This is a genomic window from Paracoccus zhejiangensis, assembly GCF_002847445.1.
GTDB lineage: Bacteria > Pseudomonadota > Alphaproteobacteria > Rhodobacterales > Rhodobacteraceae > Paracoccus > Paracoccus zhejiangensis.
The window spans coordinates 707,446-729,353 of record NZ_CP025430.1 but is presented as its reverse complement, the minus strand read 5'-3'; the positions used below and the strand labels follow the sequence as shown (position 1 = coordinate 729,353).

Below are 21,908 nucleotides of genomic sequence, written 5' to 3'. Positions count from 1 at the left end.
TGACCAGCGCCGGGTTGCCGTGGCGCAAAATGCGGCAGCAGCCGGCAGGGCGATGAAAAGCCGCAGCAAGTCGTTGCCCTTGGTCGAGCCAGCGGTTTTTCTGCAGATGCGAAAGGTCGGAAGCGACCGGAAGTGTGCGGCGGCGAGCGCCTGGAAACGACACCGCCGCACGGGTGCAACAAAGTTGCCGCGTCACACTATCACCGCGCCCCGGCAGGGGAAAGCGGCGGGATGTCTGCGGCCAATAATCTGGGGACGAAGAATGACGCGAGTGATGACGGGCCTGCTGGGCGGCTGCGCGATGATGGCTCTTGCCGGGGCGGCATGGGCTCAGGATGACACGATCAAGATCGGCGTGCTGCATTCGCTGTCGGGAACGATGGCCATTTCCGAGACCACGCTGAAGGACACGGTCCTGATGATGGTCGAGCAGCAGAACGCCAAGGGCGGGCTTCTGGGCAAGCAGATCGAGGCGGTGGTGGTCGATCCGGCCTCGGACTGGCCGCTGTTCGCGGAAAAGGCGCGCGAGCTGATCTCGGACCAGGGGGTTGATGCGATCTTCGGTTGCTGGACCTCGGTCAGCCGCAAGTCGGTTCTGCCGGTGATCGAGGAGTTGAACGGGCTACTCTTCTACCCGGTGCAATACGAGGGCGAGGAAAGCAGCAAGAACGTGATCTATACCGGCGCCGCGCCGAACCAGCAGGCGATCCCGGCGGTGGACTACATGACCGACGAGTTGGGCGTCGAGAAATGGGCGCTTCTGGGCACCGATTACGTCTACCCGCGCACCACGAACACGATCCTTGAAAGCTATCTGAAGGGCAAGGGCGTGGCGTCCGAGGATATCTTCGTCAACTACACCCCCTTCGGCCATTCCGACTGGTCCAAGATCGTCGCCGACGTGGTGGCGCTTGGCAAGGATGGCAAGAAGGTCGGCGTGGTCTCGACCATCAACGGCGATGCCAATGTCGGCTTCTACAAGGAGTTGGCGGCGGCCGGGGTTTCTGCCGACGATATCCCGGTCATGGCCTTCTCGGTCGGCGAGGAGGAACTGTCGGGTCTCGATACCGCGAACCTTGTCGGCCACCTGGCGGCCTGGAACTATTTCGAAACCGCCGAGAGCGATGCCAATGCCGCCTTCATCGCCGAGTGGAAGGCAAAGATGGGCGAGGACCGCGTCACCAACGACCCGATGGAGGCCACGATGATCGGCTTCAACGCCTGGGTCGCGGCGGTGGAGAAGGCCGGCTCGACCGAGACCGATGCCGTGCTGGAGGCCATCGTCGGCGTCGAGGTGCCGAACCTGACCGGCTCGACCGCTGAAGTGCTGCCGAACCACCACCTGACCAAGCCGGTCCTAATCGGCGAGATCCGCGCCGATGGCCAGTTCGACATCGTCAGCGAAACCGAGCCGGTGGCGGGCGATGCCTGGACCGACTTCCTGCCGGAGAGCGCGGTGCTGGATGCCGACTGGCCGGGCAAGGACTGCGGCATGTGGAACACGCAGACGAACAGCTGCGTGCAGGTTCAGTCGAACTACTGACGGCAACGGGGCGCGGCTGAACGCTGCCGCGCCCGACCATTTGCGGACGGAACCCCATGCGTCATCTTCTCCTCTCCCTGCTGCTGCTCTTTGCCGCCCCGGCCTTCGCGCAGGATCTGGCAACGGTGCTCACGACCCATCGCGACCAGATCGCCAAACCCTCGCGCCAGACCATCGGCCCGGTGATCGAAGCGCTGGCCGCCGCCGGTCCCGAGGCTGGCCCGGTGCTGGAAGCCTGGGCCGACCGGCGGCTTGGTCTCGCGGGTGATCGCTTCGTCATTGTGGACGGCGAGGCGGCAAAGGATGCCGTGACCGGCGCGACGGTTCCGGGCGAGGCGAAAGTGCTGAAACCCAATTCCGGCGTGCGCGGGCTGATCTCGGCGGCGCTGGTGCAGTTCCAGCTGACCGATCCCGACCCAGCGCGCCGGCGCGCCGCGCTGGAGGCGATTGCCCGCCAGCCCGACGCCAGCCAGTTGCAGGCGCTGCGCGAGGCCGCGCCCGAGACCGACCCGGCACTGGCCGCACGGCGAGACCGGCTGACCCGGCTGCTGATCATCGGTCACGACGAGAACCCAGAGGCGCGGCTTGCGGCCATCGAGAGTTTCGGCTCGGAAACCAGCGCCGATTTTCAGGCGGTGCTGAACCCGCTGCTGGCAACCCGCCGGGTGGCGGCGGCCTCGCTGCCCGAGGAGGCTAATATCGCAGCAGAGCTGTCGCCCGGCAGCGAGGCCCTGCCCCGCGCCGAGGCCTATGCGCTGCTGGTCGATGCCGGACTGGCGCCACCGCGTCCCGGTGATGCCGAAGTCAAGGCGGTGCTGGCCGCCCATCTGGCCGATGGTCAGGTTGGCGGCGTGCCGGTGGCAGAGCTGTCCGATCCCGCGCGCCGCGATGACGCCTATGCCGCGCTGGCCGCCGCCGGCACGGTTGCCGCCATCGCCACCGCCGAGGACGTCACGGAGGCGCTGGACAGCCATCGTTTCGCCGATCTCTATGCCGAGCCGAATGCCCAGATCACCAGCGCCGCCCGCGCCGCGCTGCGCGGGATGCAGACGCGCGAGGGCATGGCGCAGGCCGCCGATCTGACGCTGGATGCGCTGTCGCTCGCCTCGATCTATTTCCTCGCCGCGATCGGCCTTGCCATCACCTTCGGGGTCATGGGCGTCATCAACATGGCGCATGGCGAGTTCATCATGATGGGCGCCTATACCGGCTACGTTGTGCAGACGGTCATCGCCGACCGCACCCTCTCGCTGGTCGTGGCCTTGCCCGCCGCCTTCGCCGTCACCTTCCTCGCGGGTGTGCTGCTTTACCGGCTGGTCATCCGCCATCTGGCGAAACGGCCGCTGGAAACACTGCTGGCGACTTTCGGGGTCTCGATCGCGCTGCAGCAGATCGCCAAGAATATTTTTGGCACCCAAGCCCGCCCGCTGACCGCGCCGGCCTGGCTGGAGGGCTCGATCAGTTTTGGCGAGACCGTCTCGATCAGTTCGATCCGGGTGGCGATCTTCGTCCTTGCACTTCTATTCCTCGGTCTCTTCCTTCTCATCATGAAGCGCACTCGGTTGGGGGTGCAGGTGCGGGCAGTGACGCAGAACCCGGGCATGGCGGCCAGCATGGGCATCAACCCTGACCGCATCGCCATGATGACCTTCGGCCTCGGCTCGGGCATTGCCGGCATCGCCGGGGTGGCCATCGGGCTCTTCGCCAAGGTCACCTCCGAACTGGGCAGCGATTATATCGTGCAAAGCTTCATGACCGTCGTGGTCGGCGGCGTCGGCAATATCTGGGGCACGCTGGCGGGCGCCGCGCTGATCGGCGGGCTGCAGAAGGGCATCGAGGTGCTGAACCCCGGCAATACGCTGGCGGCGCAGACCTGGATGATCCTCTTCATCATCATCTTCATCCAGTTCCGGCCGCGCGGCATCATGCCGCAAAAGGGCCGCGCGGCAGAGGCCTGAGACATGTTCATCCGCAAGAACCCTTCCGTGCTGATCTTCCTCGCCGTGCTGGCGGTCTTTACCCTGACCGTCACCCTGATGTCCGAGGCTTACGGCTCGGGCGCGGTCCCGACCTCGATGGTCAAGACCCTTGGCAAGACCCTGTGCCTCGCGCTCGCGGCATTGGCGATGGATCTGGTCTGGGGCTATGCCGGCATCCTGTCCTTGGGGCACATGGCCTTCTTCGCCCTTGGCGGCTACATGATCGGGCAATGGCTGATGTATGCCCGCACCGGCGAGATCGTCGCGGCGACGCTGGCCAATGCCCCGATCCCGCCCACATCCACCGAGATCCGTGACGGCATTGCCGGGCAGATCTTTGGCGTCGTCGGATCGGCCGACCTGCCGCTGACATGGAGCTTTGCCGGAAACCTGCCGGTGCAACTGCTGCTAGTCCTCGCGGTGCCGGGGCTGTTCGCCTTCCTCTTCGGCTGGCTGGCCTTCCGCTCGCGGGTGAACGGGGTTTACCTGTCGATCCTGACGCAGGCGATGACGCTGGCCTTGGCGCTGTGGCTTTACCAGAATGACAGCGGCTTTCGCGGCAATAACGGGCTGTCGGGGCTGCAGAACATCCCCGGCCTCGCGCATGTGCCGCAATCCGACCTGTCGGTCTGGTTTCTTTGGGCCTCGGCGCTTGCACTTGCGCTGGCCTATCTGCTGGCCGCTTGGCTGGTTTCGGGGAAATTCGGCAGCGTCATCCGCGCCATCCGCGACGATGAAAGCCGCGTCCGCTTCCTTGGTTACTCGGTCGAGGGCTACAAGCTGACCGTCTTCACGCTGACGGCGATGATCTGCGCCATTGCCGGCGCGTTCTATTACCCGCAAGCCGGGATCATCAACCCGGCGGAACTGGCGCCCATCGCCTCGATCTATCTGGCGGTCTGGGTGGCGATCGGCGGGCGCGGGCGGCTCTATGGCGCGGTGATCGGCGCGGTGGTCGTCTCGTTGCTGTCGAGCTGGTTCACCGGCGGGCGGGCGCCCGACCTGAACCTCGGCCTCTATACCGTGAAATGGGTCGACTGGTGGCAGGTGCTCTTGGGGCTGGCCTTCGTCTGCGTCACCCTGTTCGCGCCGCGCGGGCTGTCCTCGATCATCGATGCGGTGAAGGGCTTCCGCGTGCCGAACCGGCGCGGGCGCGACCTTGGTCCGGATCTCGGCGCCCTCAGGGAGAAGGAGGCCGAGGCATGACCGCGCTTCTGGAAGTGAACGGCATCTCCAAGACCTTCGACGGGTTCCGGGCGATCAACAACCTGTCGTTCAACATCGGCGCGGTCGAGCTCAGGGCGGTGATTGGCCCGAACGGCGCCGGCAAGACCACCTTCATGGACATCGTGACCGGCAAGACCCGCCCCGATAGCGGGCAGGTGTTGTGGGGCGAGCGGTCGCAATCGCTCTTGAAGCTCAGCGAGGCACAGATCGCCCGTGCCGGCATCGGCCGCAAGTTCCAGCGCCCGACAGTCTTCGAGGACCAGACGGCGGCCGAGAACCTGACCATGGCGCTGAAGGCCCCGCGCGGGCCGTTCCGGGTGATGCGCTGGAAACCGTCCAAGGACAGCGCCGCGCGGGTGGCGGAACTGGCCGGCGAGGTCGGACTGGTGCAGCGGCTGGATCACAAGGCGGGCGAGTTGAGCCACGGTCAGAAGCAATGGCTGGAGATCGGGATGCTCTTGGCGCAAGAGCCGCGCCTGCTGCTGGTCGATGAACCGGCGGCGGGGATGACACTGGCGGAACGCGAGCAGACGACGACCCTGCTGCGCCGACTGGCCGAGACCCGCGCCGTGGTGGTGGTCGAGCATGACATGGACTTCGTGCGGCGGCTGAATTGCAAGGTGACCGTGCTGCATCAGGGCGCGGTTCTGGCCGAGGGATCGCTGGACCATGTGTCCGCCAATCCCGAGGTGATCGAGGTTTATCTGGGGCGCTGAAGATGATCGAAGCCGAAAACGTGACCCTGCATTACGGTGGCTCGCAGATCCTGCACGGGGTCTCGCTGACCGCAGAGCCCGGGCAGGTCACCTGCGTCATGGGCAATAACGGCGTGGGCAAGACCTCGCTGATGAACCTTCTGGCCGGGCGGCATCCGCGCTCGGATGGCGAGTTCAGGCTGATGGGCGAAAGGCTGGGCCGGGTCTCGGCGCAGGAGATGGCGCGGCGCGGCGTCGGCTATGTGCCGCAGGGCCGGGCGATCTTCCCGATGCTCAGCGTGCGCGAGAACCTCGAGACCGGCTTTGGCTGCCTGCCGCGCGGGTCGCGCAAGGTGCCGGACGAGATCTTCGACAGCTTCCCGGTCCTGGCCGAGATGGCCCATCGCCGGGGCGGCGACCTGTCGGGCGGCCAGCAGCAGCAATTGGCCATCGCCCGCGCGCTGGTGATCCGGCCGCGCGTGCTGTTGATGGACGAGCCGACCGAGGGCATCCAGCCGAATATCATCGCCCAGATCGGCCAGGTCATCGCCGCGCTGCGCGACCAGGGCGAGATGGCGATCGTGCTGGTCGAACAGTATTTCGACTTTGCCTGGGATCTCGGCAATCGCTTCGCGCTGATGGAACGCGGCGCGGTCGTGGCCGGCGGCCCGAAGGCGGGGCTGAGACGCGAGGATCTGCATCAACGCCTGTCGGGGCTGGCGGCGGCCTGAGCCCAACGCCCGGCGGTTGCCGCCCCCTCACCGCCCGGCTAGAGTGGCGCGGCAGAAACGGGGCGGGCATGAGCGACAGCGAACAGAACTACCAGGTGCTGGCACGGAAATACCGGCCCGAGACCTTCGCCGACCTCGTCGGGCAGGACGCGATGGTCAGGACGCTGAAGAACGCCTTTGCCGCCGACCGCATCGCGCAGGCCTTCGTGATGACCGGGATTCGCGGGACGGGCAAGACCACCACCGCCCGGATCATTGCCAAGGGCATGAACTGCATCGGCCCGGACGGCAGCGGCGGCCCGACGACCGAGCCTTGCGGGAAATGCGAGCATTGCGTGGCGATCAGCGAGGGGCGCCATGTCGACGTGCTGGAAATGGACGCGGCCTCGCGCACCGGCGTCGGCGATATCCGCGAGATCATCGAATCGGTGCATTACCGGGCGGCCTCGGCGCGCTACAAGATCTACATCATCGACGAGGTGCACATGCTCTCGACCAGCGCATTCAACGCGCTGCTCAAGACGCTCGAGGAACCGCCCCCGCATGTGAAATTCATCTTCGCCACCACCGAGATCCGCAAGGTGCCGGTCACCGTGCTGTCGCGCTGCCAGCGCTTCGACCTGCGCCGGATCGAGCCCGAGGTGATGATCGCGCTGTTGCAGAAGATCGCCGGGGCCGAAGGCGCCTCGATCACCGATGACGCGCTGGCGCTGATCACCCGCGCCGCCGAGGGCTCGGCCCGTGACGCGACCAGCCTTCTGGATCAGGCGATCAGCCATGGTGCGGGCGAGACGACGGCGCCACAGGTGCGCGCCATGCTGGGTCTCGCCGATCGCGGCCGGGTCATCGACCTGTTCGAGATGATCCTGCGTGGCGACGCGGCCGCGGCGCTGAACGAACTTGGCGCCCAATATGCCGATGGCGCCGACCCGGTGGCGGTGCTGCGCGACCTAGCCGAGATCACCCATTGGGTCTCGATCGTGAAGATCACCCCCGAGGCGGCCGAAGACCCGACCGTCGCCCCCGATGAACGCCGGCGCGGTCAGGCACTGGCGCAGGACCTGCCGATGCGGGTGCTGACGCGGCTGTGGCAGATGCTGTTGAAGGCGCTGGAGGAAGTCTCCGCCGCTCCGAACGCGATGATGGCGGCGGAAATGGCGATCATCCGGCTCACGCATGTCGCCGACCTGCCCGACCCCGAGGCGCTGATCCGCAAGGTGCAGCAGGCGCAGGCGGCGGGCGAGTTTGGCCGGATGCAAGGGGCGGGTGCCGGCAATGGTCAGGCCCCGCGCGCCAGCGCCCGGCCCGCGCCTGTCGCCATGCAGCCCTCGGGTCAAGCGGTCGCTCTCGCGGTCGCGCCCGAGGCTTTCGCCGCCTATCCCGATTTCGCCTCGGTGATCGAGCTGATCCGGCGGATGCGCGACATGATCCTGTTGACGCAGGTGGAAAATCACGTGGCGCTGGTCCGCTATGGCCCCGGCCGGATCGAGTTCGAACCACGCGGCGATGCCCCCCGCGACCTGGCACAGCGTCTGGCCGAACGGCTGCGCGGCTGGACCGGCGGCCAGCGCTGGGGCGTCAGCGTGGTGAATGACGGCGGCGCGCCGACCATCACCGAGACCCGCGAGGCCGAAAAGGCGCGCGATCAGGCAGAGGCGATGGAGAACCCGGTGGTGCAGGCGGTCTTTGGCGCCTTTCCCGCCGCGCGGATCACCGCGATCACCCGGATCGTGACCCCGGACCCGGTTGAAACGGCGGAAGCCGGGGCTACATCGCATGAGACGACCGATGGCGTCATTGCCGAGGTCGAGGAATGGGATCCCTTCGAGGACGAGGTATAGAGATGCTGAAAGGTTTGGGCGGTCTGGGCGACATGGCCAAGATGATGCAGGCGGCCAAGGACATGCAGGACAAGGTCCAGCGGCTGCAGGACGATCTGGACAACATCAAGGTCCAGGGCGAATCCGGCGGCGGGCTGGTGCGCGCCACGGCGACGGCCAAGGGCGAGCTGACGGCGCTGGAGATCGATCCCTCGATCTTCGTGGCTTCCGAAAAGGAACTGGTCGAGGACCTGATCCTTGCCGCCATCAAGGATGCGCAGCGCCGGGCGCAGGATCGCAGCCAGCAGGAAATGTCGCGCATCACCCAGGAATTGGGCCTGCCTGCCGACATGAAGCTGCCCTTCTAGGACCAAGATGGCCGAGGGCAGCGACGACATCCAGGCGCTGATCGCGCTGATGGGCCGGCTGCCCGGCCTCGGGCCGCGCTCGGCCCGTCGCATCGTCTTGCACCTGATCCGCAAGCGGCAGGGCCAGATGGCGCAGCTGTCGGCGCTCTTGGACAGCGTCGCCAGCAACTCGCGCGAATGCCTGACCTGCGGCAATATCACCGACCGCGACGACTGTGCGATCTGCACCGACCCGGCCCGCGCCACCGGCGAGATCTGCGTGGTGCAGGACGTGGCCGATCTCTGGGCGCTGGAACGCGGCCATGCCTTCAAGGGCCGCTATCACGTGCTGGGCGGCACGCTGTCGGCGCTGGACGAGATCGGACCCGAGGATCTGGGTATTCCATCGCTCATCGACCGCATCGCACGCGACCGTATCAGCGAAGTCATTCTGGCGCTGAACGCCACGGTCGACGGCCAGACCACCGCCCATTACATCGCCGACGCGCTGGAAGGCACCGGCGTCACCGTCACTGGCCTCGCACAGGGCGTGCCGATCGGGGGCGAGCTCGACTATCTCGACGACGGCACCATCACCGCCGCGCTCCGCGCCCGCCGCCGCCTTTGACGCGAAAAGGGCGCGGCCCGCGGCCACGCCCTTTCATCTTGGCTCAAATATCCTCGGGGGTCTGGGGGCGGACAGCCCCCAGCCTCTTCAGCTGCGCTTATGCGTCGAGCTTTTGCACCTTGCGGCTGTCCAGCTTCTCGATGGCGATCTGGCGGGGCTTCAGCGCCTCGGGGATCTCGCGGACCAGGTCGATATGCAGCATCCCGTCGACATGGCTGGCGCCCTCGACGCGGACATGATCGGCCAGGGTGAACTTGCGCTCGAAGGCGCGGGTGGCGATGCCGCGATGCAGGAAGGTGCGGCTGGTGTCTTCCTCGGCCTTGCGGGCGGCGACGATCACAGCGGCGTCGCGGACTTCGACCGACAGGTCATCGGCGGCAAAACCGGCCACGGCGATGGAGATGCGATAGGCATTCTCGCCGGTCTTCTCGATATTGTAGGGGGGATAGCTGGTCTGGGCCAGGTCGGCCGACAGCGTGCGGTCCATGACATCGGCCAGGCGGTCGAAACCAACCGAGGCGCGGTAGAGCGGCGTCAGATCGAAGTTACGCATAGGGAACATCCTTTCAAAGCGATGCAAGTTGTAACCCCCCGTTTCCGGGCGGGCATGGTGCCGGCGCAGATCCTGCCCTCCGACAGCAGAGAGGTAGGCAGTCATCGGCGATATTCAAGCACCGACGCGGTGGCACCGGGTTTATCCGGTCGCATTTAAATGCAATCACGAATTGTAAAAGAAATATTGAATTAAAATATAATCGGAATTAATATAATAATGTCATTCCAGCGCCCCGATCCAACTGAAGCTTCCGGTTTCACATCCGATAGGTGCTGCCATGTCTCAAGACCCCGCCCCTGCTGTCGGCCCTGCCCCGATCGCGCCGCCAGCCAAGCCCGTTGACCCGCCCGCCGATCGCGAACCGCGTCGCTGGTGGCAATGGATGTTCCTCTATCCCACCGCCGCCGCGCTGTTGCTGACCGCCGTCCCGGACTGGGTCGACAGTCTTCGCGCGTTCTATAACGACCTCGACCGGACCAAGATCACCATGGCCGAGGCACTGGCGCGGACCAGCCGGATCAACCGCAACCTCGGCTGCCTCGCCACGCCCGCCCCCTTGGTGCCGGCCGGGACCTCCAGCGTCGAAAGCTTGATCTGCGACAGCGGCGACATCCTGATCAGGCTGGTGACGCAGGACGGCAAGAGGGCTTACGAGATCATCGAGATCGCGCGCCTGCTGGCCCAGAACGAGCCGGCGCCCACGGCCTCGGCGGCGCCTTTGCTGGGGCGGCTCATCTCGCTGACGGCAGAAGCCCGGCAGACCGAGCCGCGCATGACCCTTGGTCCCATCGCCGAACAGGTGCCGGAAGATCAGCCCGCGATAACCCTTGCGCAGCAGTACCAGATCATCACACTCTGCCAGCGCTTTCTGGATGAGCGGATGCTGCTGCGAAACGTGCAGATCGGCGGGTCTTGTTTCCATGAAACGCTGGATACCTATACCGGCATCGTCGTCTCGCGCGAGCAGGTGCCCTGCAGCAATACCTGCGGCTGACGCATCCGGACAGGCCATGGCCGGTCAGACGCAGGGGCTTTCAAACCCCTGCGACCATGCCTAGAACGAGGTCATGGGACTGGATTTCATTCTGACGCAGGCGATGAGCCGCACCGACCTGATCGCGCTGATCCTGCTCTTTGCCGGCTGGCTGGGGATCGGCTGGTTCACCGAGCATCCGCCGCAGGGCAAGCCCTCGGTCTCGGTACTGATGAAACGCTACCGCCGCGAATGGATGCGCCATTTCGTCAGCCGCGATCCGCGCATCTTCGATGGCAATGTGCTGACCAGCCTGCGTGAGGGTACCGCCTTCTTCGCCTCGGCCTGCATGATCGGCATCGGCGGCGCGCTGGCACTGATCGGCAATACCGACCAGCTGCGCGGTCTGGCGCAGGATCTGGAACTGGGCCAGGGCGCCTCGATCCTGTGGGAGATCAAGCTGCTCTTGCCCATGGCCTTCGTGGTCAACGCCTTCCTGAAATTTGTCTGGGCGCATCGGCTGTTCGGCTATTGCGCCATTCTGATGGCCTCGGTCCCCGACGATCCGGGCGATCCCTCGGCCCTGCCCCGGGCCGATCAGGCGGCCGATCTGAACATCACCGCCGCGCGCAGCTTCAATGCCGGGCTGCGGAGCGTCTATTACGCCATCGGTGCGCTGACCTGGCTTGCGGGACCATGGGCGCTGATGGCGGCGGCGGGCTTCGTCACCTTCATCACCTGGCGGCGCGAGTTTGCCAGCCGCTCGCGCCGGGTGATCATGCAGTCCTTGCCCGAACCTCGCCTGCCCGCTCTTGCCAAAGTGCAAGCGTCAGGATCACCGCCCCCAGCGCCGTAAGCGCCATCCCGACATAGCCCGAGGATTGCCAGCCCCAGCCGGCGGCGAGTGCCATCCCGGCCAGCAGCGGCCCCAGCGCATTGGCGGCGTTGAAGGCGGCGTGGTTCATCGCCGAAGCCATGTTCTGCGCCCGCCCGGCCACGTCCATCAGCCGCGTCTGCAGCGGGATGAACAGGCAGGCTGCCAGCGCCAGAAGGAACGACGACAAGACCATCAACGGCCAGCTGCCCACCGCCTGCGCGGCAAAGAACTGCGTCAGCGCCATGGCGGCAAGGCTGGCATAGGCGGTCCGCGCCGTGCCCCAGATCTCGGTCAGCCGACCGGCGCCCCAGGTGCCGATGGTGCCGCCGATGCCGAACATGGTCAGCGCCGCCGGGATCGCCCAGGCCGGGGCATCAGTGGTGGCCATGATCGCGGCGGTCAGGAAGGAGTAGACGGCAAACATCCCGCCCGAGCCGATCGAGCCAACGGCCAGCAGCCACAACACGCGCGGGTTACGCAGCGCCGCCAGTTCGTCCAGCGGTCGGGCGTTCGGGTTGCCACCGACGCGCGGCGCCAGCTTCAGGATTGCCCAGGCCGAGATCAGCCCCAGCAGGCCCGGAAGCGCAAAGCCCCAGCGCCAGCCGATCTCCTGCCCCAGCACCCCGGCCAGCGGCACGCCGACGATATTGGCGACGGTCAGGCCCAGCAGCACCTGCGCCGCCCCCCGAGCCCGCTGCTCGCGCGGCAGGGCATCGGCGGCATAAAGCATCGCCACGCCGAGGAAACCGCCATGCGGCACCCCGGCCAGAAAGCGGGTGATCGCCAGCGCCGAGAAACCCGGCAGCAGGGCGGCCAGCAGGTTCATCACCGCATAGAAGCCGATCAGCGCCGCGAGGTAGCGCCGGCGCGGCAGCTTTGCCCCGGCAATCGCGGTCAGCGGCGCGCCGATCACCACACCAAGCGCATAGGCGCTGATGATATGGCCGGCCTCGGGCTCGGTCAGGCCGAGATCGGCGGCGAAATAGGGCAGAAGCCCCATGGCCGCGAATTCAGAGGTGCCGATGGCAAAGGCGCCAAGGGCAAGCGCAAGGATCGCGGGACGCAGGCTGCGGGTCTCGGTGGTCATGGGGGAATCTCTGGCTGGTATACCGGCAAAATATGCTGCAGCGCAGCAATGTCGAGCGCTATCAGGGAAAGGCTGGTTTGCAGATTCTGCATGGCGGTCGGATCGACCTCGGGTTGCCGATTTAGATAAATTGCAATCGTTCCTATCGGAATTTATTGGTTCAAGGTCAGATATGACATATGCTGCTGGCGGTCGGTCAGCGGTAAGGGATGGACGTGCGATGCCAGTTTTTACAGGAACCAATGGTGCCGATGTCCTTGGTCCCGCGCCGAACAGCAATTCTGCTGACACGATCAACGGGCTTGGTGGCAATGACACCATAGACGGGCGTGCTGGCGATGATCTGATCGACGGCGGCTCTGGCGCCGATACCATCATCGGCGGGACCGGTGCGGATTCCATTCGCGGTGGTGCGGGAAATGACACCATCGATGCCGGGGCCGAGAATGACACGGTCGATGGCGGCTCGAACAACGACAACATCCTGGCGGGCGACGGCAACAACACGGTCTATGGCGGCAGCGGCCATGACACCATCAACTCGGGCAGCGGCGCCGATATCATCTATGGCGACAAAAACCCGGCCGATACCGTCCTCGGCGGAGAGTTCGACTATCAGGCCTATTGGTACGGCACGAATTTCCAGGCTTCGGCTGCCGGCAATGTCCACCATTACGACGGCATCAACCTTACCGGCGCGCCGATCATGGTCACCCTCAAGGATGACGATGCCTTCCTGCGCACGGACGGGCTTGGCGGCAACAACGACGTCTTCAACGAACCCAACCAGGTCGTCATCATCAATGGTGTCGAGTATCCGGTTCTTCTGGAGCAGATCGTCACCTATCGCGACCCCGCGACCGGTCTGACCTATCGCTTCCTGCAATGCGATGTCGATTTCAATCGCAGCGGCAATGCCGAGCAAGCCAACCTCAACGAGCAGGGCTCGCTTCAGATCCTGATCTCATCGCCACCACCGCCGAACAACGCGCAGTTGCGGATTGTCCCGAACACTACTCCTCCGACCCCCGCCGCGGACCTCCTCGACACCACCAGCGACCACGAATACGACGCCAATTACAACGACTCGATCACCAGCGGCGCCGGTGATGACAGGGTCTTCGGCCAGTTGGGTAATGACACGATCCGTGCCGGCGATGGTGCGGATAGTGTCGATGGCGGCGCGGGCAACGACTCCGTCCTCGGCGGCATCGGCAATGACACCATCATCGGCGGGACCGGCAACGACACGCTCTCGGGCGAAGCCGACAATGACCTGATCTATGGCGGCGACGGCAACGACAGCATCCTCGGCGACGACGGCAACGACTCCATCGAGGCTGATGCCGGCAACGATACCATTCATGGCGGCACGGGCAACGACACGATCGGCGGCGGGGCGAATGACGACTCGATCACCGGCGGCACCGGCAACGACATCCTCTATGGCGACGATGGCAATGACACCCTTGATGGCGGTCTCGACAACGACACGCTCTGGGGCTTTGCCGGTACCGACTCGGTCGTGGGCGGCGATGGCAACGACGTTCTCGGTGGCGGCTCGGGCAATGACACGGTCGAGGGTGGCGCCGGCGACGATGCCCTGGCCGGCGAGACAGGAAATGACCTGATCTATGGCGGCGATGGCAACGACGTCTCCTACGTGACAGCCGACAACGAAGCCGGCGACGACACGATCTATGGCGGCCTCGGCAATGATAGCCTGGGCGGAGGTCTCGGCAACGACTCGCTGTCCGGAGACGGGGACGACGACGCGCTGGAAGGCGGCGATGGGGCGGACACGATCCGCGGTGGCACCGGAAACGACTACATCGTTGGCTTCGATGTCGCGAACCTCGCGACGAGCGCGACAAGCGGAACCGTTACGCCGACGGTCACCTCGGACGACAACGCCAATGACCAGCTCTTTGGCGGCGACGGCAATGACACCGTCCTTGGCGGCGGCGGCAACGACACCCTTGACGGCGGCATCGGTGCCGACCGGCTGGATGGCGGCACGGGCGACGATTCCATCGCCGGCGGCGGGGACAACGACTCGATCACCGGCGGTACCGGCAATGACTACGTCGACGGCGGGGCCGGCGACGACACGATCGATGGCGGGGCCGGCAACGATACCCTCGATGGCGGGGCCGACAACGACCTCATCGACGGCGGGGCCGATGACGACCAGATCTCCGGCGGCGCCGGCACCGACTTCCTGGCTGGCGGCAGCGGCAATGACAGCCTCGATGGCGGGACGGGCGACGACCAGCTGAACGGCGATGACGGCAATGACACGCTGACCGGCGGGGCCGGATTCGACATGCTCAACGGCAATGCCGGCAACGACCTGTTGCTGGGCGGCGGCGACATGGACCAGTTGGTCGGCGAGGCTGGTGATGACACCCTGGATGGCGGTGCCGGTGCCGATCAGTTGTTCGGTGGCCGTGGCAATGACCAGATCACCGCCGGGCTTGGCGATCAGGCGCAGGGTGGCGACGACCGCGACACCTTCACGCTGAGCACTGTCGATGGCGGCTCGGGCGGCTTTACCATCAATGGCGGCACCGGCTCGACCGCACCCGGCGATGTCGACGACTACGATTCCATCGTGCTGGGGCCGGGACTCAGTTTTGTTCTTGGCTCGATGAACAAGACTGTCGACGAGGCGACCGGTCCGGGCATGTCCTGGCAGGGCACGTTCCGGGTGACCGATGGCACCAACACCTACACGGTGAATTTCCAGGAAATCGAGAACCTGCCGATATGCTTCACCCGCGGCAGCCTGATCGAGACCCTGACTGGCCCGCAGCCGGTCGAGGCGCTGAAAGCCGGCGACTTGATCCGCACCCGCGACAACGGGTTCAAGCCGATCCGCTGGATCGGCTCGCGGGTCTTCGCCAATGACCGCGGCGAGGATACGTTGGCGATCAGCCCGATCCGCATCCGTGCTGGCGCGCTCGGCGAGGGCCTGCCCGGGCGCGATCTGTCGCTGTCGCCGCAGCATCGGGTTCTGGTGCGCTCGCGCATCGCACGACGGATGTTCGGCGAGGACGAGGTTCTGGTCGCGGTCAAGCATCTCCTGGAACTGCCGGGGGTCGAGGCGCTGGCTGACTTCGACGAGGTGGAGTATTTCCACATCCTCTTCGACCAGCACGAGATCGTCTATGCCAACGGACTTGAGGCGGAATCGCTGCATACCGGGCCGCAGGCGCTGAAATCGCTGGACCGCGCGGCGCTGGACGAGGTGCTTGCCATCTTCCCCGAACTGGCCGACCCGACGCCCGATGCCATCCGGCAGATGGCGCGCCCGGTGCCCAAGGGCCGGCTGGCCCGGCAGCTGGCGCATCGGCATGTGAAGAACGGCCTGCCGCTGCAATAGCGGCAGGAGGGGCTCAGCCCGCCAGCAGTTCCCACAGGAAGTTCAGGCAGACGGCGACGAGGAAGAGGCCGAAGGTGGTCTCCAGCTTGCGCCGCGAAAGCGACAGCTTTGTCGTGAATGGTCGAGAGACGGACCGAATCCCCCCACTGGTCCGTCTCTCCCCCCGATCATGCACCAAGTTCCAGATATTCCCATTCTCTAATTGATCGAACGTATATTTTTTTGCCGTTCCGAAATAACCGGTTAGCCCGGCGCGATCCTGCGCCCGCATCGCGCATCCGCAGCCCGCAGGCCTGCAACGCGGCGCGTCGGAATTGCGACCGGTCGTGACCTGTGCCAGAACGGCGCGACCAACACGCGGGCACATCCCTGCCCGGGCAGGCCAACGGATCGGAGCATCGCCATGAACGAAGCCCAGCAGAGCCTTGCCGATGATCCGCGCAGCCTGTCGGAACAGGCCTATGACCGCATTCGCCGCGACATCCTGCTGGGCAACCTGATGCCCGATGCCAAGCTGCAGATCGAAACCGTTTCGGACCGCTATGGCATCGGCGCGGTGCCGGTGCGCGAGGCGCTGAACCGGCTTTCGGCCGAGGGGCTGGTCCAGCGCCGCAACCAGCGGGGCTTCTTCGTGTCGCCGCTGGTGATCGAGGAGCTGGCCGAGCTGGTGCGCACCCGCATCCTGCTGGAAACGCTGGCGCTACGCGAATCCATCGCCCTTGGCGACGAGCAATGGGAAGAGGACCTGGTGCTGGCCTGCCACCGCCTCGCCCGCAGTTCGCGCCGCCTTGGACCCGAGGTCGCCACGCGCATTTCCGAGGAATGGGATATCCGCCACAACGAGTTCCACCGGCTGCTGATCAGCTGCTGCGCCTCGGCCTGGCTCAAGGGCTTCTGCGCCACGATGATGGTTCAGGCGGTGCGCTATCGGAACATCTCGCTGAACATCAACCCCAATCCGGCACGGCGCGACGGCGCGGTGGCCGAGCATCAGGCACTGCTCGAGGCAGCACTGGCGCGGGATGCCGATCTGGCCTGCCGGCTGCTGGGAGAGCATTACAGCGCCACCCTGGCCACCCTGCGACCGGCCGGGATGCAAGCTTGACCATCCGCCACCCCTCGCCCGCCGTCCCGGCCTGAAGGGGGACGCCATGCCGGACATCGGATATCTGGGTGCCGCGCTGGCCGGGCTTCTGGCCTTTGCCTCGCCCTGCATCCTGCCGATGCTGCCCTTCTATCTCGGCTACCTGGGCGGGGTCTCGATCCCCGAGTTGCGGGGCAGCGAGGCGATCGCGCCGCGCGCGCAACGCCGCCTGATCATGGCCGCCATCGCCTTCGCGCTTGGCGTGACCAGCATCTTCCTGCTGTTCGGGCTGGGCGCAACCACGCTTGGCCGCGCCTTTGCCGATTACCGCCAGCCGCTGTCCTATGTGGCGGCGGCGGTTCTGGCCGTTCTTGGGTTGCACCTGCTGGGAGTGCTGCGGCTCGCGCCCCTCGACCGGCAGGCGCGGATCGGGGCCGAGCCCCGGCGGCGCGGTGCCTTTGGCAGCTATCTCGTCGGGCTGGCCTTCGGCTTTGGCTGGACGCCCTGCGTCGGGCCGTCGCTGGCCGCGATCCTGCTGATTGCCTCGGGCAGCGACAGTCTGATGCGCGGGGTCGGCTTGCTGGCGACCTTCGGACTCAGCATGACCCTGCCCTTCGTGCTGGCGGCAGCTTTCGCGGCGCCGGTGCTGGGCTGGATCGCCCGGCATCGCGACGTGATGCGCCATGCCGAACGCGCCTCGGGTCTGCTGCTTCTGGTCTTCGCGGCCCTCGTCGCCACAGGCAGCGTGAACCGCATCGCCGACTGGATGATCCGGACCTTCGACTGGTCGGCTGTTCTAGTCTGACGGGAGCTGGTCTGACGGGCGGCTTACGCCCCCGTCACCCGCCAGATCACATTGCCCACGTCATCGGCCATCAACAGCGACTTGCCATCCGGCCCGACCGCCACGCCCACCGGCCGGCCATAGGACCATTTTTCGTCCGGCGAGAGGAAGCCCGACAGGATGTCGCGCGGCGGACCCGAGGGCTTGCCGCCCGCGAAGGGCACGAAGATCAGCTTGTAACCGCTCAGCGTCGAGCGGTTCCACGATCCGTGCTGGCCGATCACCATGCCGGCGCCAAATCCGGGCAAGGTGCCCTCGGGCATCCAGCAGAGACCGAGCGAGGCCGTATGCCCGCCAAGCGCGTAATCCGGGGTGATGGCGCGCGCGACCAGCGCGGCATCCTGCGCCACCCGGTCATCGACGGTGCGGCCCCAATAGGAATAGGGCCAGCCGTAGAAACCGCCGTCCGTGACCGAGGTCAGGTAATCCGGCGGCGTCTCATCACCCAGACCGTCGCGTTCATTCACCACCGTCCAGAGCGCACCCGTCTCCGGCTCCCAGGCAAGACCCACCGGATTGCGCAGCCCGGTGGCAAATTCGCGCGCCTGCCCGCTGGCCAGATCCAGTTCCCAGATCGAGGCGCGGCCTTCTTCCTCGGCCATGCCCTGATCGCCGATATTGCTGAGCGAGCCGACGCCCGCATAGATCCGCTGCCGATCGGGCGAGACGATCAGGCTGCGGGTCCAGTGCCCGCCCGGCTTGAAATCGACCAGCTTGCGGCCTTGCCCCTCGATCCGGTCCGCGCCCTCGGCATAGGCAAAGGCCACGATCCCGTCGGTATTGCCGACATAGAAGGTGCCATCGACCAGCGCCATGCCGAAGGGCTGGCGCTGCCCGGTCAGGAAATCATGGCGGATCTCGGCCACGCCATCGCCGTCGCGGTCGCGCCACAGCGAGATGCGGTTCGCGCTTTTGCCGACCGCCGCCGCGCGCTTCATCGTGCCGACCATGGCCCGGTCCATCAGGTCGCGAGGCGGGCGTTCTTCCTGCAATGCCTCGGCCACCAGCACGTCGCCATTGGGCAGAACCTTGATCCAGCGCGGATGGGCCAGCCCCTCGGCAAAGGCATTCACCTTGAGCCCCGGTGCCGTCTGCGGCTTATGCCCCTTGTCCCAGCCCCGCGCCGTCGGCATCTTCAGCGTCATGATGCCCTGCTTCTTCGCATCCGGGATCTCGGGCGTGGTCCCCACTGCCGCAATCTTCGGCGCCGAGGATTTGCGCAGCTGCACCATCACCCCGCCGACAACCTCGGCGACCTTCGTCATGAAATCCATGAAATCCCCCGTCTGGTATTCCAGACCATTCTAGCGTGCGGCCCGGCCAAGGCCAGACGCATTCGGGAAATCTGCCCTAACCCAGCCCGGTCTCGGAGAAATAATGCCGCACCGCATCGGCGACATGGCGAAAGCGGTCGCCGCCCAGATGCTTGCCGCCATACCAGCGGGTGACGATGACGACGTGATCGGTCAGCCCGGCGCGTTCCAGCATCTGCAGGATCAGCGCGCCGGCACCGGATTCGCCGTCATCATCCTTCACCGGCTCGCCCGCCAGGATCGCGGCCCAGGTGTTATGGGTGGCCTTAGCGAATCGCTTCTGCCGCTTCAGCGCGGCCAGCAGCGCCAAGGCCTCTTCACGGTCGCGCGCCACGCCGCCGCTGACGGCATAGCGCGACCCGCGATCGCTGATGATCTTGTCGTAGACGCGCAGGCCGTCCGCCTGCCCTTCAGTCATCAGACCGGCGACTGGCAGTAATTCTGCTTGCTGGTCCAGGCGGCGATATCGGCACGCTTGCTGGCATTGCGCATCGGCGCCCAGTCCCGCGCCACGCCGCGCCAGCCGTCGCCACCGCGGGCCACGGCATTGTCGCGCCCGACCTGGCGGCTCATGATCTTGACGGCGCAGGCCATGTTGTCGGCCCCGTCCATCATTTTGCCGGTGCAGCCGTAATGGTTCCAGGTCGCCGGCGAGATCTGCATCAGGCCCAGCCACTTGCCGCCGCCGCCGCTGGCCTGCGGGTTATAGGTGCTTTCGTGCTTGGCCACCGCCGACAACAGGCCGGCCCAGAAGGCGCGACGCCCCTCGGGCCCGCGCTCGGCATAGGCCGGGCAATACGACGAGATATCGCCGGGCACCTGCGAGACCATCTGCACCCCGTGCTGTTCCAGCGCCGCCAGCGTGGCCTTGGTCCAGGCATCCGACCCGTTGCGATCGCCCCAGCGCATCGAAACCTGCGCCGCGGCCGGGGCCGCAATCGCCGCCTTTGGCGCCGTCACCGGCAGCAGCATGTTCGCGCCTGCATCGGCTCCGGTTGTGGCGCTGTCGCATCCGGCGACGGCAAGGCAGAGGGCAAGCGGGGCGAAAAGCTTGGTCAGGGACGGCATGAGGCTCGACAGGGTTGTTGCTGTTACCTTGTCGCTAGCCGATCCGGTTCATTCCGCAAACGCCGGAATCGCTCGAGTTTTCGTGAGTTATCAAAACTGGGCGAGAACTTGCCGATCCAACGGCCCGACCGGCAAGGCGGCGCGCAAAGCCGCCCGCAGCGCCCCCGCGACGGCCGCCCTTGCCGCCCTGCCGCCCCTGCCGTAAATACCGGCGAAAGCAAAACGAGGCCCGCCATGCTCGACCATCTCTCCTATACCGCCCCCGAGCCGAAAGTCATTTCCGGCGCCAAGCAGGATTGGGAACTGGTCATCGGGCTGGAGGTTCACGCCCAGGTCAGCAGCAATGCCAAGCTTTTCTCGGGCGCCTCGACCGGCTTTGGCGCCGAGCCGAACAGCCATGTGGCCTTCGTCGATGCCGCCATGCCGGGGATGCTGCCGGTCATCAACGAGTTTTGCGTGGCGCAGGCGGTGAAGACCGGCCTTGGCATCAAGGCCGCGATCAACCTGCGCTCGGCCTTTGACCGCAAGAACTATTTCTATCCCGACCTGCCGCAGGGTTACCAGATCAGCCAGCTTTACCACCCCATCGTCGGCGAGGGCGAGGTGATCGTGGACATGGGTCCGGGCGTCGCCCGCCGCGTCCGCATCGAGCGCATCCACCTGGAACAGGATGCCGGCAAGTCGATCCATGACATGGACCCGACCATGTCCTTCGTCGACCTGAACCGCACCGGCGTGGCGCTGATGGAGATCGTCAGCCGCCCCGACATCCGTGGCCCGGAGGAGGCGGCGGCCTATGTGTCGAAGCTGCGCCAGATCATGCGCTATCTCGGCACCTGCGACGGCAACATGCAGAACGGCAACCTGCGTGCCGATGTGAACGTCTCGGTCTGCCCGCCCGGCGCCTATGAGCGGTACCAGGAGACGCAGGATTTCAGCCATCTGGGCACCCGCTGCGAGATCAAGAACATGAACTCGCTGCGCTTCATCCAGGCCGCCATCGATTACGAGGCCCGCCGCCAGATCGCCATCCTGGAAGACGGCGGCAAGGTCACGCAGGAAACCCGCCTCTACGATCCCGACAAGGGCGAGACGCGCTCGATGCGCTCGAAGGAAGAGGCGCATGATTACCGCTATTTCCCCGATCCCGACCTGCTGCCCCTGGAGATCGAGCAGGCCTGGATCGACGGCATCGCCGCCGGCCTGCCGGAACTTCCCGACGCCAAGAAGGCGCGTTTCGTCGAGGCTCTGGGCCTGTCGGAATACGACGCCGGCGTGCTGACCGCCGAGGTCGAGAATGCCGATTACTTCGAGGCCGTGGCGCAGGGCCGCGACGGCAAGATGGCGGCGAACTGGGTCATCAACGAGCTGTTCGGGCGACTGAACAAGGAAGGGCTCAGCGTCGAGACCTCGCCGGTTTCGGCCGCACAGCTGGGCGGCGTGATCGACCTGATTGCCAAGGGCGACATCTCGGGCAAGATCGCAAAGGACCTGTTCGAGATCCTCTGGACCGAAGGCGGCGACCCGGCCCAGATCGTCGAGGCGCGCGGCATGAAGCAGGTGACCGACCTCGGCGCCATCGAGAAAGCGGTCGACGAGATCATCGCCGCCAACCCGGGCCAGGTCGAGAAAGCCAAGGCCAACCCGAAACTGGCCGGCTGGTTCGTCGGCCAGGTGCTGAAAGCCACCGGCGGCAAGGCCAACCCGGCGGCGGTGAACGAGCTGGTGGCGAAGAAGCTGGGGTGATCCCC

At 66.1% G+C, this 21,908-nt stretch carries 20 protein-coding genes; 14 read left to right on the top strand and 6 right to left on the bottom strand.

Annotated elements, in window-relative coordinates; translation table 11 throughout:
* The first annotated feature begins 274 nt into the window (after window positions 1-274).
* The 8 genes from urtA to recR all read left to right on the top strand — a co-directional run bounded on the left by urtA (window position 275) and on the right by recR (window position 8,970).
* A complete protein-coding gene (urtA, locus tag CX676_RS03690) occupies window positions 275-1,543 on the top strand; it encodes an urea ABC transporter substrate-binding protein (protein WP_232816575.1) in 1,269 nt (422 codons plus the stop codon).
* Between the two features lie 56 nt (window positions 1,544-1,599).
* Entirely contained in the window at window positions 1,600-3,501 is a 1,902-nt protein-coding gene (urtB, locus tag CX676_RS03685; RefSeq protein WP_101751411.1) for an urea ABC transporter permease subunit UrtB, read from the top strand.
* A 3-nt stretch (window positions 3,502-3,504) separates the two neighbouring features.
* On the top strand, window positions 3,505-4,728 hold the full coding sequence (gene urtC, locus CX676_RS03680; protein ID WP_101751410.1) for an urea ABC transporter permease subunit UrtC: 1,224 nt from the start codon (window positions 3,505-3,507) through the stop codon (window positions 4,726-4,728).
* Window positions 4,725-5,465: an urea ABC transporter ATP-binding protein UrtD gene (gene urtD, locus CX676_RS03675; protein WP_101751409.1), complete on the top strand. Its 741-nt coding sequence runs from the start codon at window positions 4,725-4,727 to the stop codon at window positions 5,463-5,465. The genes urtC and urtD overlap by 4 nt, the downstream gene beginning before the upstream one ends.
* Before the next feature lie 2 nt (window positions 5,466-5,467).
* Window positions 5,468-6,175, top strand: a complete 708-nt coding sequence (gene urtE, locus CX676_RS03670) for an urea ABC transporter ATP-binding subunit UrtE (protein ID WP_101751408.1) — start codon at window positions 5,468-5,470, stop codon at window positions 6,173-6,175.
* 68 nt (window positions 6,176-6,243) lie between these two features.
* On the top strand, window positions 6,244-8,016 hold the full coding sequence (locus CX676_RS03665; protein WP_101751407.1) for a DNA polymerase III subunit gamma/tau: 1,773 nt from the start codon (window positions 6,244-6,246) through the stop codon (window positions 8,014-8,016).
* 2 nt (window positions 8,017-8,018) lie between these two features.
* Window positions 8,019-8,363 (top strand): YbaB/EbfC family nucleoid-associated protein, encoded by a 345-nt coding sequence (locus CX676_RS03660; RefSeq protein WP_101751406.1) that lies wholly within the window; start codon window positions 8,019-8,021, stop codon window positions 8,361-8,363.
* A gap of 7 nt (window positions 8,364-8,370) precedes the next feature.
* On the top strand, window positions 8,371-8,970 hold the full coding sequence (gene recR, locus CX676_RS03655) for a recombination mediator RecR (protein ID WP_101751405.1): 600 nt from the start codon (window positions 8,371-8,373) through the stop codon (window positions 8,968-8,970).
* 97 nt (window positions 8,971-9,067) lie between these two features.
* Here the strand turns inward: recR and CX676_RS03650 are convergent, their stop codons facing one another.
* A complete protein-coding gene (locus CX676_RS03650; RefSeq protein ID WP_101751404.1) occupies window positions 9,068-9,523 on the bottom strand; it encodes an Hsp20 family protein in 456 nt (151 codons plus the stop codon).
* A gap of 280 nt (window positions 9,524-9,803) precedes the next feature.
* Between CX676_RS03650 and CX676_RS03645 the strand changes: the two genes are divergently transcribed.
* Window positions 9,804-10,520: a hypothetical protein gene (locus CX676_RS03645; protein WP_157935840.1), complete on the top strand. Its 717-nt coding sequence runs from the start codon at window positions 9,804-9,806 to the stop codon at window positions 10,518-10,520.
* 73 nt (window positions 10,521-10,593) lie between these two features.
* Window positions 10,594-11,355 (top strand): DUF599 domain-containing protein, encoded by a 762-nt coding sequence (locus tag CX676_RS03640; RefSeq protein WP_198590271.1) that lies wholly within the window; start codon window positions 10,594-10,596, stop codon window positions 11,353-11,355.
* Here the strand turns inward: CX676_RS03640 and CX676_RS03635 are convergent.
* Entirely contained in the window at window positions 11,276-12,463 is a 1,188-nt protein-coding gene (locus CX676_RS03635) for an MFS transporter (protein ID WP_101751402.1), read from the bottom strand. The genes CX676_RS03640 and CX676_RS03635 overlap by 80 nt on opposite strands.
* A 220-nt stretch (window positions 12,464-12,683) precedes the next feature.
* Between CX676_RS03635 and CX676_RS03630 the strand changes: the two genes are divergently transcribed.
* Entirely contained in the window at window positions 12,684-15,848 is a 3,165-nt protein-coding gene (locus CX676_RS03630; RefSeq protein WP_101751401.1) for a Hint domain-containing protein, read from the top strand.
* A 13-nt stretch (window positions 15,849-15,861) separates the two neighbouring features.
* Here the strand turns inward: CX676_RS03630 and CX676_RS03625 are convergent, their stop codons facing one another.
* A complete protein-coding gene (locus CX676_RS03625; RefSeq protein ID WP_101751400.1) occupies window positions 15,862-16,119 on the bottom strand; it encodes a hypothetical protein in 258 nt (85 codons plus the stop codon).
* Window positions 16,120-16,251: 132 nt separating this feature from the next.
* Here CX676_RS03625 and CX676_RS03620 point away from each other — a divergent pair, with 132 nt between their 5' ends.
* Complete coding sequence (locus CX676_RS03620; protein WP_101751399.1) at window positions 16,252-16,953, top strand: GntR family transcriptional regulator; 702 nt, start codon at window positions 16,252-16,254, stop codon at window positions 16,951-16,953.
* Window positions 16,954-16,999: 46 nt separating this feature from the next.
* On the top strand, window positions 17,000-17,737 hold the full coding sequence (locus tag CX676_RS03615; RefSeq protein WP_101751398.1) for a cytochrome c biogenesis CcdA family protein: 738 nt from the start codon (window positions 17,000-17,002) through the stop codon (window positions 17,735-17,737).
* 23 nt (window positions 17,738-17,760) lie between these two features.
* On the opposite strand, the gene CX676_RS03610 is transcribed toward CX676_RS03615, so the two are convergent.
* The 3 genes from CX676_RS03610 to CX676_RS03600 form a co-directional block, all read right to left on the bottom strand.
* A complete protein-coding gene (locus CX676_RS03610; RefSeq protein ID WP_101751397.1) occupies window positions 17,761-19,050 on the bottom strand; it encodes a PQQ-dependent sugar dehydrogenase in 1,290 nt (429 codons plus the stop codon).
* A gap of 76 nt (window positions 19,051-19,126) precedes the next feature.
* Entirely contained in the window at window positions 19,127-19,507 is a 381-nt protein-coding gene (locus tag CX676_RS03605; RefSeq protein WP_101751396.1) for a YigZ family protein, read from the bottom strand.
* Window positions 19,507-20,157: a lytic transglycosylase domain-containing protein gene (locus CX676_RS03600; protein ID WP_101751395.1), complete on the bottom strand. Its 651-nt coding sequence runs from the start codon at window positions 20,155-20,157 to the stop codon at window positions 19,507-19,509. Before CX676_RS03600 ends, CX676_RS03605 begins: the two co-directional genes overlap by 1 nt.
* 234 nt (window positions 20,158-20,391) lie before the next feature.
* On the opposite strand from CX676_RS03600, the gene gatB reads away from it, so the two are divergent.
* Window positions 20,392-21,903 carry an Asp-tRNA(Asn)/Glu-tRNA(Gln) amidotransferase subunit GatB gene (gene gatB / locus CX676_RS03595; protein WP_101751394.1) on the top strand — a complete coding sequence of 504 codons (1,512 nt, stop codon included), beginning with the start codon at window positions 20,392-20,394 and terminating at the stop codon, window positions 21,901-21,903.
* Window positions 21,904-21,908 lie beyond the last annotated feature (5 nt).

Bases quoted from the DNA above. Each gene is read 5' to 3' on its own strand.
- CX676_RS03620 (WP_101751399.1), top strand. From the start codon at position 16,252: ATGAACGAAGCCCAGCAGAGCCTTGCCGATGATCCGCGCAGCCTGTCG.
- urtE (WP_101751408.1), top strand. From the start codon at position 5,468: ATGATCGAAGCCGAAAACGTGACCCTGCATTACGGTGGCTCGCAGATC.
- CX676_RS03625 (WP_101751400.1), bottom strand. From the start codon at position 16,119: ATGCGGGCGCAGGATCGCGCCGGGCTAACCGGTTATTTCGGAACGGCA.
- CX676_RS03650 (WP_101751404.1), bottom strand. From the start codon at position 9,523: ATGCGTAACTTCGATCTGACGCCGCTCTACCGCGCCTCGGTTGGTTTC.
- urtC (WP_101751410.1), top strand. From the start codon at position 3,505: ATGTTCATCCGCAAGAACCCTTCCGTGCTGATCTTCCTCGCCGTGCTG.
- CX676_RS03640 (WP_198590271.1), top strand. From the start codon at position 10,594: ATGGGACTGGATTTCATTCTGACGCAGGCGATGAGCCGCACCGACCTG.
- urtA (WP_232816575.1), top strand. From the start codon at position 275: ATGACGGGCCTGCTGGGCGGCTGCGCGATGATGGCTCTTGCCGGGGCG.
- recR (WP_101751405.1), top strand. From the start codon at position 8,371: ATGGCCGAGGGCAGCGACGACATCCAGGCGCTGATCGCGCTGATGGGC.
- CX676_RS03600 (WP_101751395.1), bottom strand. From the start codon at position 20,157: ATGCCGTCCCTGACCAAGCTTTTCGCCCCGCTTGCCCTCTGCCTTGCC.
- urtB (WP_101751411.1), top strand. From the start codon at position 1,600: ATGCGTCATCTTCTCCTCTCCCTGCTGCTGCTCTTTGCCGCCCCGGCC.
- CX676_RS03630 (WP_101751401.1), top strand. From the start codon at position 12,684: ATGCCAGTTTTTACAGGAACCAATGGTGCCGATGTCCTTGGTCCCGCG.
- CX676_RS03615 (WP_101751398.1), top strand. From the start codon at position 17,000: ATGCCGGACATCGGATATCTGGGTGCCGCGCTGGCCGGGCTTCTGGCC.
- CX676_RS03605 (WP_101751396.1), bottom strand. From the start codon at position 19,507: ATGACTGAAGGGCAGGCGGACGGCCTGCGCGTCTACGACAAGATCATC.
- CX676_RS03665 (WP_101751407.1), top strand. From the start codon at position 6,244: ATGAGCGACAGCGAACAGAACTACCAGGTGCTGGCACGGAAATACCGG.
- CX676_RS03660 (WP_101751406.1), top strand. From the start codon at position 8,019: ATGCTGAAAGGTTTGGGCGGTCTGGGCGACATGGCCAAGATGATGCAG.
- gatB (WP_101751394.1), top strand. From the start codon at position 20,392: ATGCTCGACCATCTCTCCTATACCGCCCCCGAGCCGAAAGTCATTTCC.
- CX676_RS03610 (WP_101751397.1), bottom strand. From the start codon at position 19,050: ATGGATTTCATGACGAAGGTCGCCGAGGTTGTCGGCGGGGTGATGGTG.
- CX676_RS03635 (WP_101751402.1), bottom strand. From the start codon at position 12,463: ATGACCACCGAGACCCGCAGCCTGCGTCCCGCGATCCTTGCGCTTGCC.
- urtD (WP_101751409.1), top strand. From the start codon at position 4,725: ATGACCGCGCTTCTGGAAGTGAACGGCATCTCCAAGACCTTCGACGGG.
- CX676_RS03645 (WP_157935840.1), top strand. From the start codon at position 9,804: ATGTCTCAAGACCCCGCCCCTGCTGTCGGCCCTGCCCCGATCGCGCCG.